17 protein-coding genes are annotated in these 17,332 nt (G+C 61.0%); 10 read left to right on the forward strand and 7 right to left on the reverse strand.

What is annotated here, in order from left to right:
* Positions 1-13: 13 nt before the first annotated feature.
* The 3 genes from Thiowin_RS16005 to Thiowin_RS16015 all read right to left on the reverse strand — a co-directional run bounded on the left by Thiowin_RS16005 (position 14) and on the right by Thiowin_RS16015 (position 3,491).
* Positions 14-1,831 (reverse strand): vWA domain-containing protein, encoded by a 1,818-nt coding sequence (locus Thiowin_RS16005; protein ID WP_328983985.1) that lies wholly within the window; start codon positions 1,829-1,831, stop codon positions 14-16.
* A 1-nt stretch (position 1,832) separates the two neighbouring features.
* Positions 1,833-2,891: a MoxR family ATPase gene (locus Thiowin_RS16010; protein ID WP_328983986.1), complete on the reverse strand. Its 1,059-nt coding sequence runs from the start codon at positions 2,889-2,891 to the stop codon at positions 1,833-1,835.
* A 123-nt stretch (positions 2,892-3,014) separates the two neighbouring features.
* The gene (locus Thiowin_RS16015; RefSeq protein WP_328983987.1) at positions 3,015-3,491 is read right to left on the reverse strand and encodes an AAA family ATPase; all 477 of its coding nucleotides are present in this window, start codon (positions 3,489-3,491) and stop codon (positions 3,015-3,017) included.
* 194 nt (positions 3,492-3,685) lie between these two features.
* Between Thiowin_RS16015 and Thiowin_RS16020 the strand changes: the two genes are divergently transcribed.
* The 5 genes from Thiowin_RS16020 to brxL all read left to right on the forward strand — a co-directional run bounded on the left by Thiowin_RS16020 (position 3,686) and on the right by brxL (position 9,517).
* Positions 3,686-4,198 carry a DUF4143 domain-containing protein gene (locus Thiowin_RS16020; RefSeq protein ID WP_328983988.1) on the forward strand — a complete coding sequence of 171 codons (513 nt, stop codon included), beginning with the start codon at positions 3,686-3,688 and terminating at the stop codon, positions 4,196-4,198.
* Positions 4,199-4,330: 132 nt separating this feature from the next.
* Positions 4,331-4,561, forward strand: a complete 231-nt coding sequence (locus Thiowin_RS16025; RefSeq protein WP_328983989.1) for a hypothetical protein — start codon at positions 4,331-4,333, stop codon at positions 4,559-4,561.
* Complete coding sequence (locus Thiowin_RS16030) at positions 4,558-4,881, forward strand: type II toxin-antitoxin system PemK/MazF family toxin (RefSeq protein WP_328983990.1); 324 nt, start codon at positions 4,558-4,560, stop codon at positions 4,879-4,881. Before Thiowin_RS16025 ends, Thiowin_RS16030 begins: the two co-directional genes overlap by 4 nt.
* 30 nt (positions 4,882-4,911) lie before the next feature.
* On the forward strand, positions 4,912-7,446 hold the full coding sequence (locus Thiowin_RS16035) for a PglZ domain-containing protein (protein WP_328983991.1): 2,535 nt from the start codon (positions 4,912-4,914) through the stop codon (positions 7,444-7,446).
* Between the two features lie 4 nt (positions 7,447-7,450).
* A complete protein-coding gene (brxL, locus tag Thiowin_RS16040) occupies positions 7,451-9,517 on the forward strand; it encodes a BREX system Lon protease-like protein BrxL (protein ID WP_328983992.1) in 2,067 nt (688 codons plus the stop codon).
* 74 nt (positions 9,518-9,591) lie between these two features.
* On the opposite strand, the gene Thiowin_RS16045 is transcribed toward brxL, so the two are convergent.
* The 3 genes from Thiowin_RS16045 to Thiowin_RS16055 form a co-directional block, all read right to left on the reverse strand.
* Entirely contained in the window at positions 9,592-9,726 is a 135-nt protein-coding gene (locus Thiowin_RS16045; RefSeq protein WP_328983993.1) for a hypothetical protein, read from the reverse strand.
* A gap of 132 nt (positions 9,727-9,858) precedes the next feature.
* Entirely contained in the window at positions 9,859-10,107 is a 249-nt protein-coding gene (locus Thiowin_RS16050) for a hypothetical protein (protein WP_328983994.1), read from the reverse strand.
* Between the two features lie 94 nt (positions 10,108-10,201).
* Complete coding sequence (locus Thiowin_RS16055; protein WP_328983995.1) at positions 10,202-10,423, reverse strand: YgaP family membrane protein; 222 nt, start codon at positions 10,421-10,423, stop codon at positions 10,202-10,204.
* Positions 10,424-10,765: 342 nt separating this feature from the next.
* Here Thiowin_RS16055 and Thiowin_RS16060 point away from each other — a divergent pair, with 342 nt between their 5' ends.
* From Thiowin_RS16060 to Thiowin_RS16070, 3 genes are all read left to right on the forward strand, one after another.
* Positions 10,766-11,425 carry a response regulator transcription factor gene (locus Thiowin_RS16060; RefSeq protein WP_328983996.1) on the forward strand — a complete coding sequence of 220 codons (660 nt, stop codon included), beginning with the start codon at positions 10,766-10,768 and terminating at the stop codon, positions 11,423-11,425.
* A 179-nt stretch (positions 11,426-11,604) separates the two neighbouring features.
* Positions 11,605-11,907, forward strand: coding sequence for a DUF2934 domain-containing protein (locus Thiowin_RS16065; RefSeq protein ID WP_328983997.1), 303 nt, complete (start codon positions 11,605-11,607; stop codon positions 11,905-11,907).
* Complete coding sequence (locus Thiowin_RS16070) at positions 11,904-15,527, forward strand: CheR family methyltransferase (protein WP_328983998.1); 3,624 nt, start codon at positions 11,904-11,906, stop codon at positions 15,525-15,527. Before Thiowin_RS16065 ends, Thiowin_RS16070 begins: the two co-directional genes overlap by 4 nt.
* Before the next feature lie 333 nt (positions 15,528-15,860).
* Here Thiowin_RS16070 and Thiowin_RS16075 read toward each other — a convergent pair whose 3' ends face one another.
* Complete coding sequence (locus Thiowin_RS16075) at positions 15,861-16,091, reverse strand: hypothetical protein (protein WP_328983999.1); 231 nt, start codon at positions 16,089-16,091, stop codon at positions 15,861-15,863.
* A 14-nt stretch (positions 16,092-16,105) separates the two neighbouring features.
* Here Thiowin_RS16075 and Thiowin_RS16080 point away from each other — a divergent pair, with 14 nt between their 5' ends.
* Together Thiowin_RS16080 and Thiowin_RS16085 are read left to right on the forward strand one after the other, a co-directional pair.
* Positions 16,106-16,633 (forward strand): glycine betaine ABC transporter substrate-binding protein, encoded by a 528-nt coding sequence (locus Thiowin_RS16080; protein WP_328984000.1) that lies wholly within the window; start codon positions 16,106-16,108, stop codon positions 16,631-16,633.
* A gap of 48 nt (positions 16,634-16,681) precedes the next feature.
* Entirely contained in the window at positions 16,682-17,272 is a 591-nt protein-coding gene (locus Thiowin_RS16085) for a type 2 periplasmic-binding domain-containing protein (RefSeq protein WP_328984001.1), read from the forward strand.
* The last annotated feature ends 60 nt before the right edge of the window (positions 17,273-17,332 follow it).

The following is a 17,332-nucleotide window of genomic DNA, read 5'->3' on the forward strand; positions in this document are numbered from 1 at the left end:
ACCGCTACCGTCATCAGCGAATTTCAAAGATCGGCGCTCTGGGCGTAAAAGGCAAGCGCCGCCCCTCCGGGAGCAAAAAGGCGTGCTCGAACGGGATGTCGAGCCGCGCCTCACAGAAGCCATCGGTGATTAACAAAATTGGGCCGGCGGCGGGAAATTCGCTGCGTTTGGCCAGATCGCGCAGTCGATCCAGGCCGGGTTGCAACACAGTCCCGCCACGTCCGCGCACCTGATAGCGTTCCAGCAGGGCTTCCGGCGGCACCCAGCCATGATCGAAGGCGGCGGCATCGCAGCTCACCAAGCGCACCGCCTCGACCTCGCGGGCCAGGCTGTAGCTGGCGATGGCGCCTAGGGCCTGCCCGAGGAGCTTGGGGGCCATGGATCCCGAGGTGTCGAGCACCACGCCAAACACCCGTGCCTTGCGGGTCTCCTCGGGTGGCAGTCGGGGGGATGGCCGGGGAATATCGGGCGTGGCCGATTGGCGGCGGGAGGGTTTTGCATAACTGCGCTGTCGCTCGGGTGGCGGAAACTGGGCGTCGAACCACTCCGCGAGGCGCACATCCCAGGGAATGGGAGGCTGGCTGAGACTGCGGATGGCTTCGATCAATCCCGCCGGCAGGGTGCCGCGACCACTGGCAAACAGGCGCTCCATGCCTTGGGCGAGGGCGCGGCGACAGTAGGCTTCGGCATCGACGAAGGGCGGCCCCTGCTCATCACCGAGCAGATCGGGTTGACCCGTGCCGCGCAGTGTTGCCAGCTTGCGGGCGCGGCGGATATCCCGCGCCAGCCGGTCGTAGATCTCCTCCGCCGACAGGTTCGCAAGCGCCGGGTCGTGTAACAGCCCGAGCACCGGCGGGGTGCCAACGCGCATCTCCATCAGCCAGGCGTTGATGACGTAGTCGCAGGCCGCGTTCCAGAGAAAGGGATCACGCCCGCGACGCCGGGAGCTGTGATTCAAGCCCGCGTGCAACAGCTCGTGGGCCATGACAAAGAGCGCCTCGGCATCGCTGAGATGGGCCGCGGGGTTGATCCAGATGCGCCGAGCGGCCACATCGATGGCGGCAACTTGAATCCCATAGTGTTGACACTGGCGTGGGTCTTGCTCCAAATCGAACCCAGCGGCCAAGGCTCCGAGCAAGGGATAGGCATCCATCAGGCGGCGTTTGGCCCGCTGCGCCTCGGTATCCCGGGGCAGCGCATCCCCTGGCTCCTGGTGTCCTGCCGCGACCTGCAAAGCCACCCCCACGCCACGGGCAATGCCTGCCGCGAAATCAGCGCGCCAATCGTCCCGCGTCCGGCATCGACGCCAACGGTGTCGAGTCGCCTCCAGCTCGATGAACAGCGGATGATCCGCGCCACACCAGGCTTCGCGCCAGGCAATCAATGTCGGTTCGGGAGGATTCGCCCTGAATTGCTGAAACAGCGCCGCTTCGCCACCGGCGGGAAGGGATAGCGGTGGATGCCACAAGGCCTCCGGCAGTGGCCCGATTTTGAGTCCGTCACAAAAGTGTTCCGCCGCCAGCAGGCAGGCCAACTCCCAGAGCGCTTGCGGCTCCCGGCGTTGCACCGCCCCCAATCCCAGACACACCAGGGCGGTGGCGATCAGCCGCGCCCATTCGGCGGGTTGAGCGCGGCGGCTGGGATGCAGCCAGATCTCGCCATGCGCGCTCAACACCAGCCAACCCGCCCGCCCCAGATGTTGATGATCGGTATCGCGATGGATATGACAGGCGTTGAGCAAGGGCAAGAGCACGGCCTGAGTCTGAAGCAGGCCGATTCCCGCCTGTTGCGCCTCCTGAGCCGGATTGGGGCGCGACTTTGCCTTGGGCATCTCAGCCGCGTCCCGCCAAGCGCGGCAGGTCTCGCGCGACCTCGACCAGGAACCAGTCCGGAAGGCGCCGCCCGGCATCGTCCTCGGCAACGACGGTCTGGGCAATTTCCACGCTGATACGCGCCAAGTCCTTGAGTCGATCCTTGGCCTGCAAGCTGAGTTTGCGGTGTTCAGCGCCCACGGCCGTCTCTTGATCCGGAAGTTCCTTCAGCAGCCGCCCGCGTAGGGATTGGGCGAGGAAATAGAGCAGATCCCGATCCTTCGGCTCCGCCGGCCAGCGCGCGTCGCCTTTGAGAATGGCGGTCAGCGCATGCTGTTGGCGCACCTGTTTGAGAAAGCCTTTGAATTGACCGGCGTGCGCCGGGGTCAGTAAGCCATGGGTTAAGGCCTCGAGCAGCTCCGGCGCGATGTCCTCGCCGAAGGAATGGAGCGCATCGGAGAGCATGTGCCAGGCCCGGGGCGTGGAGAAAGGTTCCTCATGCTTGGGCGGCTCGCTCCACAGATGATCTGGGCGCAGTTGAATATAGTCCAGTACCCAAGGATGAATGGCGCCCTGCTGCCTGGCCCATTCCAGCCATTGGCGATGATCGGCCTTCAGGTGAATATGCACCAGGCGATTGATCAGGGCCGAGGGCATGGGTTTGACGATGGCGGCATCCTTGGCACGATTGCCGGCGCCGATCACCAGAGTGCCGGGCGGCAAGCGATATTCACCGACCCGTTGTTCCAAAATCAGTGAATAGAACGCCTTCTGGATCTCATGGCTGGCCGCGTTGAGTTCATCGAGAAATAACACAAAAGGATCGTGACGAACGATATTCGCGGGCGGATAGAAGCGCGAACATTCACCTTCGATCTTCGGAATCCCCAGCAGGTCTTCCGGCGCCAATTGACTGCCCAACAGCGAGACACATTCGAGTCCGACCTCCTCGGCAAAGCGGGTGACCAAAGCGGTCTTGCCGATACCGGGTGCGCCCCACAGAAACACCGGTCGCACCACGGCGACGTGGAGAAGAAACTCAAACGCCTGGTTGGGGCTAAGTTGGATCGCGGCATTCATAACGCCATGTTAAGAGAATTTTTTAGCTCGCTGACAAAAATTGCCCGGGCGAGCCCTTCGATATTAAACGTGGTCTGTCCCGGTTTTCCACTGCGGTTTTCCACTGTTTCCCCCAGCTGGGGATTATTTCCTTGAGCGAAGCAGGTTCTTTGCGATCGTATAGCAATGCAATGCGACGGGAACCACGTCGATCAAGGTTTCGTTGATCTGTAGATGTTGCGACAGCGTGCGCGTCGTCACCTCGTCTGCATGCCCCTGGGTGGTGTTAAACAAGCGCACCATGCTCTCGAGGCTGCGCCCCGAGTACAGCGGTGTATCCAGTGAGGCGTAGAGGATATCGGTCCCAGCGACGCCATCATCGAGCAGCCGCTGCACCAGATGTTTCAACATCACCGTCTTGCCAACGCGGCGAGGGCCGATCAGCACCACCGCCCGACGCACATCCAGGCTTAGCGCCAGCTGGCAGAAGTGCGGGAAATACGCCCGCCGCGGCCACGCCGCCTCCACCTGATCGATGCCAGCGCCGGCGCGCCACCAAGGGTTATCAGCACCAAGCCGACGCTGAACCTCTTGGATGGGAATATCCAGCTGTGATGCCATAGAAGCGGGCTGCAACTCTTAAACTGTCAAATTAAGCAATGACAGAAAATCTTACTCTTACTTTCCAATGGAAACAACACCAAGACAGGGACTTACGCGGTTGCGTTTGCATGCGTTTGGCGACAGAGAGGGCGAGCGATGCCTCAGCGTCAGCAAGCTCGCGGACGACTTTCGCACTTTTGTTGCCTGCGAGGTTGCTTTTCCTACTTCAGATTTCTCCCACCACCCTTGGCCGCTATCTGGACATCCTGGAAACCCTGCATATCGTCTTCGTCGTTCGGCCTTTTCACCGCAAGATCGCGCGCGCCCTGCTGAAGGAGCCGAAGGTGTATTTCTACGACACCGGTTTGGTTAAAGGTGACGAAGGCGTTACCTTCGAGAATGCCTGCGCTACCATGCTGCGAGCCGAGGTGCAGCGGCGGCGCGATGCCGAGGGACAAGAGGCGAGCCTTGGCTACATCCGCGACAAGGAAGGTCGGGAAATCGATTTCGTGGTCTGCGATGCCGATCAGCCGAGGCAACTGGTTGAGTGCAAGTGGTCGAATGTCGCGGTGCCAGGCTATCTGGCCGCCACCGCCGAGCGTTTTCCCGCGGCCCGAGCCACCCTGCTGGTCCGCCACGCGCGCCATCGCGAGCAACGCGGACCCGTGGCGGTCGAACCCGCCGCGCAGTGGCTGGCCGAGCTGGGCGGCGGGTCTTGGGCCTGAGAGAGAAACAGACAAAAAAGCATTGGCCAGTCGGACAACCGGAACCCACCTTATCGGCTCACCTACCCGCTGGCGCCGCTAAAAATGATGGTATGATTCTTGCCAAAATTCGGTACCAGTAGAAAATTTGGAATGATCAAGACCATGCATACTGATTTTTATATTGCCGATGAAGTGGCTGGCGAGCTATTCAGAAGAGCGCCACAACAGGATGAACGCTCTGCCTTGCTCGAAAGAATCTTGAAAGATTATTTTCAGGCTCATCCTTCGAGTCAACCATCGGACATTGATCTCATCAATGCGCACGCCGATGAACTGAACTCGGAAGCTATCGACGTACTCGATTATCAGAGTGTTCCGTGAAACGCGGCGAATTGTATCGGGTTGCGCATCCTTCGGCACGCGACCCAAAAAAATCCAGGGTGTTTGTTGTTGTCAGCAGGCAGGTTTTGATTGATTCAAATTTTTCCACGGTGATCTGTGCACCGGTCTACTCTGCCTATCATGGATTGGAAACCCAAGTGCCACTGGGAACCGAAGATGGCCTAAAGCACGAAAGCAGTATTTATTGTGACGAGTTGATTAGCTTACCCAAGGTCGCTTTAACGAATTTTATCGGGCGTTTATCTCCCGCGAAGTCCGCAGAACTCGATAAAGCACTGATTGCCGCACTGGATTTGTAAGATACCCAAGCCGTGCCGCGAGGTAAAGGAATGAGCGAATCCATCGCCGAATTCATCAGCCGGGAAGTTTTTCTCCCGCGCCTGGCCAAGCACCAGCTGCTGGCCGTCTATGACCCCGAGCGGCGTTATCGGGAACTCTGTCTCGCTCTGGCGAATGAAGAGCGCATGGTGGTGGATGCCACGGAATCCAGTATCGACAGCCGCCTGGCGGCCTTGGACGCGCTCGGGCGCATCGGTCGCCGGGAAATCCAGGAGCTGCTGGTCTATGTGCCCGCGCCCAAGCCCTTGACCGAGGAGGATCAGCAGAAAGACCCCTTTGCCATCCATGCCGCCTGCGGCGCCGTCTTCCCCGAGGGCGATGGCGATGATTATCTGGCGCTCTGCCTCAAGGCCAAGCCGGATGAGGCGACCCAGGTGCGGGCCGTCTTCGCCGAGGAGCCCAACCCGAGTTTCGCGGTGATCGATGCCATCGGCGCTGGCGGCTTGGGCTGGCCCAATCTGCGCGCCCTGCTCGATCGGGACTCGAGCCGCGATCTGCTGTTCGCGCTCTTGGTGCCGAGCCAGGAACAGCAGGACAGACTCAAAGGGAATGAGGCTTGGGTGAAGGAGGCGCGCGAACTGCTCACGGGCAGTTTTGGTCTGCGCCTGAAAACCAAGGGCAAGACCTGGTCGAGCATCGCCGATGAGTTCTGGCGCTTTCTGCTGTTTAGTGAGTTCGTCTTCGACCTGCCGGAGACCTTGCCGGCGGCCTTGGCCGGCGTGCCCCGCGCCAGCGCGGCGGCGCGCCCGCTGGTGGAGGATCTCTGCGAGCGGCTGCGCAGCGATCTGCGCACCCAGGCTCGCTACATCGAACAGGCCGAGCGCGTCGAGCAGGAACTCGATCTGGCACGGATTTGCGCCAATCTCACCGATCTCGGCACCCGCGACACCTTCGCTTTTGAGGAACGCACCTTTCTGCGCCAGGCCATGGACGCCTTGCTGGCCGGGGACACTGATCAAACCCGCGCCATTCTCACCCAGCATCGCGGGTCGGTGTGGACCGGCAAGGGCGAGAGCCAGGCGCAATGGGATCTGTTGCAGGCGACCGCCACCCTGGTGGATACCTGCGCCGATCTGCATCGCGCGCTGGGCGATCACAGCAGCGGACTGGAGCCGCTGGTGGACTTCTATGTGCGCCAGTTGCGGGAGATGGACCGCTTGCAGCGGGAGTTCGAGCAAGGCGTCAGCGGATATGCCTGGCAAGACGCCGAGGGACTAATGCAGCCGTTGATTGACCGCGGGCGACAGGTCTATGGCCAACTCGCCAGCAAGGTCCAGCACCGATTCATCAAGCATCTGCAACACACCGGCTGGCCTCTGAACGGCCGACTCAGCAACACCGAGGTCTTCGATACCCTGGTGGCGCCCAGACTGCAACAAAGTGGCCATCGCCTGGCCTACATTCTGGTCGACGCGCTGCGCTATGAACTCGGCGTGGCGCTGGAGCGCCAGCTGGCGGAAGAGGGCCAGGTGGAGCTGCGCGCGGCCATGGCGGCCCTGCCCAGTATCACCTCGGTCGGCATGGCCAGCCTGTTGCCCGACGCCCACGCGGGCCTGCGTCTGGTGAAGAGCGATGGCGAGATCGCGCCGCATCTCCATGACCAGCCGGTGACCACTGTCACCCAGCGCATGGACCTGATTCGCAGGCGCTACGGGCAACGCTTTCAGCAGGGCCGGCTGGATGACTTTGTGCGCAAGAGCTTCAAGCTCGACGCCGATGCCGATCTGCTGGTACTGCGTTCGGTCGAAATTGACAGCCAATTCGAACACCACCCAGACAGCGCGCCGGCCGAATTGACCCATGCGCTCAAGCGCATTCGGGTCGCGGTGACCATGCTTAAGGCGCAGGGATTCCGCGAGGTCATCATCGCCACCGACCATGGCTTTGTCATCAACACCCATGCCGGCTCGGGTGACACCTGCGCCAAGCCGGCCGGCGACTGGCTATGCGTGCATGATCGCTGCCTGCTCGGGCAGGGCGCGGAAGACCCTCAGCATTTCAACCTGCCGGCGGACAAGCTCGGCGTGCGCGGGGATTTCCCGCGCTTAGCCGGCCCCCTGAGCCTGGCTGCCTATCGCGGCAGCTTGGACTACTTTCATGGTGGGGCCTCGTTGCAGGAATTGGTGGTTCCCGTCATCCGCCTGCAATTGAAAGCCGCCGATCAACCCAGCCTCCAGCAAGCCCGGGTCACCCTGAGTTATAAGCAGGGCTTGAGCCAGCGCATTACCACCAGGGTGCCGGTGTTCGAGGTGGCGGTGGAGGCTCAGGATCTCTTCTCCCAGGAAAGCGAGTTCGAGATCCTGCTCGAAGCCCAAGACAAAAAAGGCAATGTCGTGGGCGAGGCCAAGCCTGGCGGGCTGGTTGATCCGGCCTCCGGCACCATTCGGCTGAAACCCGGCGATCAGGTAAAAATCGCCCTGAAAATGAGCATGGAATACGAAGGCAAGTTCAAGGTGCTGGCATTAAACCCTAATACCATGCGCATTTTCGCCCAACTGGAACTGGAAACGGACTACACGGTATAGCCAGATGGATGCACTGGATGAAAAATTAGCCGCTGTCTTTGACGGCAAGGTGGTGCGCAAGGACTTGCTCCATCGCATCAAGAAAGGCACCAATGTGCCGACCTTTGTGCTGGAGTTTTTGCTCGCGCGCTTCTGTGCCAGCGATGCCGATGACGAAATCCAGGCTGGACTGGAGGCGGTGCTGGAGACCTTGCAGGACAATTATGTGCGCCCGAATGAAGCGAACATGGCGCAGTCCAAGGTAGCCACCAAGGGCAAGTACCGGTTCATCGACAAGGTGCATGTCAACTATGTCGAGAAAGACAAACGCCATTGGGCGGCACTGGAGAATTTTGACTCCCGCCGGGTGGCCATCGCGGAGAAATTCTACCGGGATAACGACCGTCTGCTGCAAGGCGGCCTGTGGGCGGAAATCACCATCGCCTACAATGACATTGACGACGACGATTACACCTTTTATATCGAGGACCTGCGCCCCATCCAACTGAGCCGCTTCGACTATGCCGCCTATTGCGCCGGTCGCGCTCAGTTCAGCCGCGAGGAATGGCTCGACATTATTCTGCGCTCCATGGGGCTGGAACCGGCGAAACTCAGCCATCGGGTGAAGCTGCACTTTATCGCCCGGCTGCTACCCCTGGTGGAGCCCAATTACAACTTTATTGAACTGGGGCCAAGGGGCACCGGCAAGTCTTATTTCTTCAGTGAATTTTCTCCCTACTCGACCCTGATCAGCGGCGGCCAGGCGACCAAGGCGACGCTGTTTTACAACAACCAGCGCAAGAAAATCGGCCTGGTCGGCTTTTGGGACACCGTGGCCTTTGATGAAGTGGGCGGGATTAAGATTAAAGACCCAGACACCATTCAGATCATGAAAGACTTCATGGCCAATGGGCGTTTTTCCCGGGGCGTGGAGGTGATTGCCGATGCCTCCATGGCCTTTGTCGGCAATCTGGATCTGTCCGTGCGGCAGATCGTCAACTCAGAAGTCTATGATCTCTTCCAACCCCTGCCCAAGGAATTTGACCTGGCCGTCATGGACCGCTTCGCCGCCTACCTGCCCGGCTGGGAGATGCCGAAGAACAGCAGCGACTTTCTCACCGGAAATTACGGCTTTATCACCGATTATCTGGCCGAAGCCTTTCATTATCAGTTAAAGCATAGCAATCGCTATGAGGAAGTCAGCCAGCGGATTCAGCTCGGCGCCGCCGTGGAAGGCCGCGATGAGAAAGGCATCAAAAAAACCGTCGCGGCTTTCTTGAAGATTTTGCATCCCGCCGGCCCGCCGGAGCCTGCCGAATTCGATGAATATGTCAGTTATGCCGTGGAAAGCCGGCGCCGCGTCAAGGAGCAGATGAACAAGCGCAAGTCCGATGATGAATTCGCGCTGATCAATCTGTCCTTCATCAACAGCCAGGGCCAAGAGCGCATCGTCTTCTGCCCCGAGTCCCAATCAGCCCCGGCCACCCAGGCGCCGGCGCGAAAGAATATTCACCAGTCAACGCAAGCCGAGGCCCCAGCCACACCAACGCCAGCGCCTCCCGCCGTGCAACCCGATGCCGACATTGCCGTCGCGGAACCACCGGCCATCCCGGCATTGAAGGAACAGCATTTCACCATCCACTACGGCGCCACCGGGTTTAGCTATGAGTCCCTCATCGGCCCTTATCTGGTCAATGCCACAGCCGTGGTGGTCGAAGATCCCTATATCCGCGCCAATCACCAGATCCAAAATTTTGTCCGCTGCTGCGAGACCCTGGTCAAGCAAGGGACCATCAAAAAGATCACCCTGACCACCGCCTATGATGACAAAACCGACATCAAGGAAATGGCCGGGCGGCTGGATGAACTCAAACAAAGCCTGCTGGAAATGGATATTCAACTCGACATACAAATTAACGCGAATTTACATGATCGCGAAATCCGCATCGACAATGGCTGGATCATCAAGATTGGCCGGGGATTGGATTTTTACCAAAAGCCCGACAGCTGGTACGGCATTGGATCAACCGATTTAAGCCTAAGACGCTGCCTGGAAACAAAAGTCGACATCCACCAAGATCCAGCGCCTTGATCCCCACCCGAAGCACTCGCCCTGTCATCTTCCCGCGGGTGGATTACTCGCCATGTCGCTGTGCTTTGCGCCGACTAAGCCGTGCCGCCCTTGACGTTTCCGAGCAAGGTTTTGGATTCGTCCTTGGTCTTTTTTGCTGAGCGTTTTTCTTTCAACGTGTGAGTGGGTTTTTTCTTGGATTCTTTGTTGCTTTGGCGTTCTTTGGTCATGGAACAATCTCCGGATGATGTTAAATCGGGTGGCTGGAGGATTGAGGGTGCTGAGCGCTGGCGGGACTTGACAGGCGCGTTCAACCACCAACCCAAAATCAGCCATAGTGAATGGTGAGCCGGTTTTGGGTGTTAGCCGCGAACCCACGCGCGCTGGACAGCCAGAATATCGATACCATGGCCAGCGAGCTGGTGGTCTGTTTCCGCAAGCTTACGCCGATCGCCGTCTGTCTGACTGCGCCGATAGATTAAGGCGATTCTGCGCCGCTCGCGGATTAAGTCCTTGACTAGTAAGTCGGAAGGCTCGTCTCCTTCCGCCATCGGTCGACGGGATGAAAACGCTTGTTGGCGACGGATGGATGTTTTGTCGAATTGAGTCATTATCAAGCTCCTACGCGGCTCGTTATTTTGCTGGTTTCCTCACTCTGGCAATGGCGGTTAGCGTGCATTCATAAACAACTGGCGGCCTCATGGTCTATTCGCTGGCTTCCACTGGTTTTTTATTGGAACGGAAATTAAACAGTGCGTAGAATGGGCAGAAGCGGAAATAGGCGGTGGCGAGCACAACGGCGCCAATCACCGCAACCACCCAGCCACCACCAAGAAAGGCCGCAATAATCATCAGAGCGCCTGTGATCGCGCGGATTAAAGTATCGACATTGCCGATGTTGGGTTGTTTGTAATCAAAACGCATCATAAATGCTCCTGTCGCTGTGAGTAAAAACCTGTGAGTGAAAACGCTGGTATGCATGGCAAACCAGGCCGGGCGGGAATCCACCCTTTCCCTGCAATCTAGCCTAAACAGAGCGCGCCGTCGGTGCGCTAGCAAACATAGCCGGCTCAAACAGCCATTCAAGCATCAGATGTCAACCAACACAAATTGACTCCACTACAGGTGTTGGGACTACCAACTTGAAGTGAGCAATCGCGCAAACAGCGCGCCCGCGGTGAACATAGGGGCTGCCCCGATGTTGTCATCGGGAGAAGACTGGTAGCCTGCCCCAAAAATCATCGGATTTATCACCCATCAGAGACCTTGATGCACCCTGATTCGGACTGCCAAACCCTGGTGATTGTGGATGATCACCCCCTGGTGCGCGAGGGCCTGAAAGCGGTGCTCTCGCGCGAATCGGGGTTGCGTGTGATTGGCGAAGCCGGTGGCTTAGGCGACGCACTGGCGCTAATTCAGACCTGTGAGCCGGATCTGGCCATTATCGATCTGGCCCTGGCGGACGGTGATGGGCTGGACTTAATCAAACGCCTCAAGGCCCATCATCCGGCGTTACGCATGCTGGTGTGCTCGATGCGCGAGGAGTCACTCTTTGCCGAGCGCGCACTCCATGCCGGAGCCATAGGTTACATCCACAAAAGCGAGGTCGCCCAACATATTGTCGATGCGGTGCGTACCACACTGCAGGGACGCGTTTTTTTAAGTGCCGCCATGGTCGAGCGTCTGCTGCGGCGCGGCCTGCCCGGTCAGGCAGCGGGTGGCAAATTGGTGGATCGTCTGAGTGACCGCGAACTCCAGGTGTTTGGCTTGTTGGGCGATGGCCACTCCACCGCCCGGATTGCCGAGACATTGCATCTGAGTATTAAAACCATTGAAACCCATCGGGAAAATATCAAACGCAAGCTCGAACTCGGCAATGCGGCGGAGTTAACCCGCCATGCGACCATCTGGCAGCAGAGCCAATGCTGAGCCTTTCCCGTCTGGCCTTGGCGAAGGCTGGCGGGTAGCGCGCGAGCGCGCTGGATGTGGGTTTTAGGAAATGCCCTGATCCCTGTCTGGGGATTCACCCCGAGTGCGCTTGCAGAGCGCTTCGGCTAGGCTTGATTGGCGCGCTACTTTGCGCCTTCACCCATCAAGGGAGTTTCACCATGGCTTTTTCGTCCTTCTCGATCAACCCTGACGCGCCACGCGAACGCCGTCGGCACAGCGGGGAACGCCGCAATCAAGACCAAGGCCCACTGAAGCAGACTGTGAGCCTGGCCGAAAAGGCGTCGATGCGCTTCGCGGGAGCAAAGGAGCAGCCAGTGGATAGCACCTCGCTGTCGCATGTCTACCAGGCGGCGGTGGCCAAGGCGGCCTATTTCAAAGCCGAAGCGCGTGGGTTTGCGCCTGGTTTTGAGCATCAAGACTGGGTTCAAGCCGAGCAGGAAACGCAGTTGGCCATGGAGTGACAGTCCTGATTTCCCCAAACGACCCAGCAGAGCCGGAAGAGCCGCCAGAACCGGAAGAGCCAGCAGCGCCGGAAGACGCCGGCGACCCAAAGGATTCAGACGAAGAGCATCCCCTGCTCGACCACGTCCTGCTGGCGCTGCGTGAGCATCACCACTGCGATTTTTCGGGTTATCGGCGCAACATGGCGTGGCGCCGGGTCAGGCGGCGCATGGGGCTATGCCGGATCAACAGCGTCGCCGACTACCTGCGGCATCTGCGTGATCAACCCGAGGAGGCGCGTGCGTTGTTTCAGGATTTGCTGATTGGCGTCACGCGCTTTTTTCGCGATGCCGCCGCCTTCACGGCCCTGGAGCAGGCCCTGGAACAGGCGCTGTTCGGCGCCGATGCCCCGGTGCTGACGGGTGATCCGGGGTTGCGCGTCTGGGTGCCGGGCTGTGCCAGCGGCGAGGAAGCCTATTCCCTGGCGATCCTGCTTTTGGAACAGGGCGCGCGCCTGAACCGGCTGCCGAACTTGCAAATCTTTGCCACCGACATTGATCCGCGGGCACTGGAGGCAGCACGGCGCGGCGTCTATCCCAACAGCATCGTCGCCGACCTGGGTGCCGGGCTGGATTCCGATTTGGGCGCCGAGCGCCTGCGCCGGTTTTTTGTCCGCGAGGATGATCATTCCCTGCGCGTCACCAAACAACTGCGCGAGTTGGTGCTCTTTGCCGAGCAGAATCTAGTCATTGACCCGCCCTTTTCCCATCTCGATCTGATCAGTTGCCGCAATGTGCTGATTTATTTCAACCCCAGCGTGCAGCGCCAGATTCTTGGGCTGTTTCATTTCGCGCTCAAGGCCGACGCGCTGCTGCTGCTCGGCCCGGCTGAGACCATTGGCCGGGATACCGACCTGTTCGAGCCGCTATCCAAACCCTGGCGGCTGTTTCGCCGCATCGGCCCGACCCAGCACAATCAACTGCGCTTTCCGATCAGCGCGCACCCGAGTCAGCTCTCCGCGCTGCCTGCCAAGCCGGTGGCTGCCAGCGGCGCCGAGCTCGATGACCTGGCGCGTACCCTGCTGTTGGAAGCCTTCGTGCCGGCCTCGGTGCTGGTCAATCCGCAGCTTGAGATCCTCTATTTCTTCGGCCCCACCGATGCGTATCTGAGCCGCCCCAACGGCCCGCCTACTCTGGATTTGATCGCCATGGTGCGCGAGAGTCTACGCGCGCGCCTGCGTGGCGCCTGTCAGCGGGCCTTGCGCGAGGGCGTGGATCTCAGTCTGGATGATCATCATCCGCAGGCCGACGACGCGGCGCGACTCATCGACATCCGCATTCGTGCCCCGCGGCAGCCGGCGGCCGCGCGCGGTCTGCTGCTGATTAGCTTTATCCCCCGCGCGTCCCTGGCGGCGGCGCCTGCCACGGTGGATGAGCAAACTCCTCACAATAGCGCTCAGCATGGCGCCGACCCTGGCGTCGACCCTGGCAGCGAGACGGAGCTGAGCGCCCTGAAGCGCGAGCTGGACGCCACCCGCGCCGAGTTGCAAACCACTATCGAGGAAATGGAAAACGCCAACGCGGAACTCAAGGGCTCTCACGAAGAGGCCATGGCGATGAACGAGGAGCTGCAATCGGCCAACGAAGAGCTGGTCAGCTCCAAGGAAGAATTACAGTCACTGAACGAAGAACTCAGCACTGTCAACAGCCAACTGGAAGAAAAAATCCGCGAGCTGGAGAGCAGCGGCAATGATCTGCACAACCTGATCACCAGCGCCGAGATTTCCACCGTGTTTCTCGACACCGAGTTGCGCATCAAGCGCTTCACCCCCGGCAGCGCCACCCTGCTGAACCTGCGCCCCGGCGACGAGCAGCGCCCGCTGAGCGATCTGTCACCCAATCTGCACGATCCCGAGCTCCTGGCCGACGCCCAGCGTGTGCTTGACAGCCTGACGCCCTGCGAACAGGAAATCGACGCGGACGAGAACACACGCTACCTGCGCCGCATCCTGCCCTATCGCACCCAGGACAATCGCATCGACGGCGTGACCATTAACTTCATCGACATCAGCGCGCGCGCCCGTGCCGATGCCGCGATCCGCCAGAGCGAGGCACGCTATCGCATTCTGTTCGATGACTCGCCCATGTGCCTGATGGAACTCGACTGCTCGGAGCTTAGAGTGTATCTTGAGTCGCGGCGCACTAGCCCACGCGACGCCCTGTGCGAGCCGCTGCGCACCCAGTCTGCGTGTTTCGATGCCTGCCGTCAGCGCCTGCGGGTGGTCGCCGTCAATCATGCCGCGCTGGCCTTGATGCGGTTGGCCTCGCTGCAAGAACTCAGCGCCGCCCTGCCGCGCCTGTTCCCGATCCAGTCGGCACACCAATTGGCGGATTTAATCGAAGCGCTGCTTGCGCAGCCTGGGCATCTGATCCACGAAGGCGTGCTCCACCAAGGCAGTACGCACGAGATTCCGGTTCTCTGTGTACTGGTGCCAGCGCCCGGCGCGGAGGCCAGCCTCACGCGGGTGCTGGTGGCGCTGATCGACATCAGCGACCGCAAAGCCATCGAAACCGAATTGCGCAAACGCGAACAGCGCCTGGACGCCGTGGTACGCAGTGCCGCCGATGGCATTGTGGTGATCGACGCCGAACGGCGCATCCGGCAACTCAACCCGGCCGCGCTGGACTTGTTTGGCGTTGATGCCGACAGCATCCGCGACCAACCCCTGGCGCGCCTGATCCTGCCCGACGACCTCGACCCGCAGTCCGACCTGTTCGAGGCCGGTAGCGGACCGGTGCTTTGCGGAGGCGAATGGCCGCGCGGCTGCATTGGCATGCATGCCAACGGCACCCGCTTTCCGCTCGAACTGTCCGTTTCCGCCGTCGGTCATCTGGAACTCTATGTGCTCTGGGTGCGCGATCAACGCCAACGCCTGCGCCTGGAGCGGGAAGTGATCGAAGCCAGCACCCGCGAGCAGGAACGCATCGGGCGCGATATTCACGACGGACTCGGACAACAGCTCACCGGCATCAGTCTGCTCGCCGCGCGCCTAGCCACCGGCCTGGCGCGATCCAAACAAGCCGACGCCAATCTGGCCACCTCGCTGTCCGAGCATATTCAACAAGCGCTGGCGGATACCCGCGATGTGGTCAAAGGCCTGGCGCCGGTGGAGATCGTCGCCGACGGCCTGCCCAAGGCACTTGCCGCGCTGGCCGAGCGAATCGAAGCCACCAGCCCGGAGTTGCGCTGTCAGTTCCATTGTGAAGCAGAGTTCAGCGTCGCCGACCGTCACGCCGCCGCGCATTTGTTTCGCATCGCCCAAGAAGCCGTGAATAACGCCATCAAACACGGCCATCCCAGCCGCATCGACATCCGCCTGGAGGAAAGCGAGCGCCGCCTGGCACTCTCCATCAGCGACGACGGCGTATGGCAACCGCCTGTGGCCAGCGAGACCGGCCAGTTCGGCCTGCACATCATGCGCTACCGCGCCAGCATCATCGGCGGGCTGCTGGATATCCAGCTCGGCACCCTGGACGCGCAAGGAGGCGACGGGCAACAGCGCGGGCGCGGCACCCTGGTTCGCTGCATCTGTCCGCTGAACAGCCGCCAACCGTCTGTATCCAAGGCATCGAAGGACTAAACCTAAACCGCTAGGCCAATGCCCTGCTCAATACCCTACGGGTTATTCCTGCTGACCGGCAGCGACACATTGCTTTTATCCCCTAAAAGAATAGGATTTCAAGCCACTTTCTCCGCATCGACACGAGGTTCCACCATGGCTGTTGTCGTCGCTGAACCCACGCTTGAGGAAGCACGCCCCATCTTTCGCCTGGGCGTGGATACCTACCATCAAATCCTCGCCGTCGCTCTCGAGGCTCAGCTCCACGTCCAAACACTGGCACCGGTAGGGGCTGTCGCAGATTGCCGCTTTCCTTCGGACTCTTCGCGATGAAGAGGGTGCGAAAGCGACCATTCAGCGGGAGGTCAGCTCATGAGGAACCCGCGCCTTCCCCTTGCGGGGCTCTTGGCATTCGCCGCTCGGGCCTTGGGTGGCTGCGAAGAGATCGAGCGTCCGCTGCGCATGGGCATGACCGAGGATTTCCGCGCCCGCCCGCTGGATGGCTTCGAGCCCTTGCTGCGCCACTATGGGCTGCGCGCCGAGCCGACACTGCTGGTCTCGAGCGGCCAGGAAGGCAAGGACCAACTCTACCAAGCCTTGTGGACCGCGACATCGAGCTGGCGGTTGGCTTCCGCACCGATCCGCAAATCGCCGAGTTCGGTCTTGTCAGCCTGGCTGACGACCGGGACTTCTTCCCCGCCTATTCCGCCGCGCCGGTCACCCGCGCCAGCCTGTTGCAACGCCGCCCGGAGATCGCGCAAGCGCTGGCAAAACTCGCCGATCACGTCTCCACCGCGGACATGCGGGCGATGCTGACCGAGGTGACCACCCTTGGCGCGGATCCCTTCGCGGAGGTGGCGCGCTTTCTTGATCCCGCGCTGCCAGACACCACCGCCGGCACCCTGGCGCGGCCCTTTGGCCTGGCGATCGGCTCCCTGGATGCCGCCGCCGGACAAGCGGCTGAGGTGGTGATGGGCCTGCGCAAGGCCTTTCCCGGCCGCCGGCTCGAGGTTCAGCGCGTCGCCGCGCCCCTGGAGCCCCTGCTCGCGGGGAAAGTCCGTTACGCGCTGGTGTCCGGCCCCGGGCTCTTCACCGGCGTCGGACCGGCTGGGGGTGTCTCGGCCTGAACCACCAACTTCATCCAGGCCGGGATCGACGCCGGTGACATCGCCCTGGTGACCAAGGACGCGCCCGGCCTGCAAGCCTTTCATGACCAAGCCGCGCAGGTGCGCGCCGGCGAGCTGGACGGCCTGTTGCTCATGGCCGAGACCGGCCATCCGCTGATTGCTGAGCTGCTCACCTCAGGCCTGCGCCTAGCGCCCATCGCGCGCTGGGAGGCGCGGGGCATCCGGCTCGCCTTCCCCTTTCTGCAGCCGGTCACCATCCAGGCCAACACCTATCCGAGCCAGAGCGCACCCGTGGCCGGTGTCGGCAGCCAGGTGGTCTTGGCGGCGGTGCAGCCGAGTCCGGTTGAGGCGGTCGGCGTGGTCGGCCCCGGCTCCGCCGCCATTGGTCAGAATCTGCCTGTGGCCGCTGGCACGGTGGCGCGTATCCGCGAGCAACTCGATGTCAAAGACCGCCTGGACCCCAGCCTGCCCGCGAGCAGCCTCGCCTTTCAGCCGCCGCCAGAACGTCGCGATGGCATCGGGCTTGCGCCGGCGGTGTCGCTAACCAATCTGGGCGTTATTCTGTTGATGGCGCTCATCATTCGGCTCTACCTGGCACGGCCGGGTCAATCCGACAAAAGAGCGACACCCTCAACTTGATCGGCGTTCACAACTCTGGTTTTTGTCGACGATCAGCTGTTCTGCCCGAGGGTGCTCGAC

Origin of the sequence: Thiorhodovibrio winogradskyi, from assembly GCF_036208045.1 — a bacterium.
Taxonomy (GTDB): Bacteria; Pseudomonadota; Gammaproteobacteria; order Chromatiales; family Chromatiaceae; genus Thiorhodovibrio; species Thiorhodovibrio winogradskyi.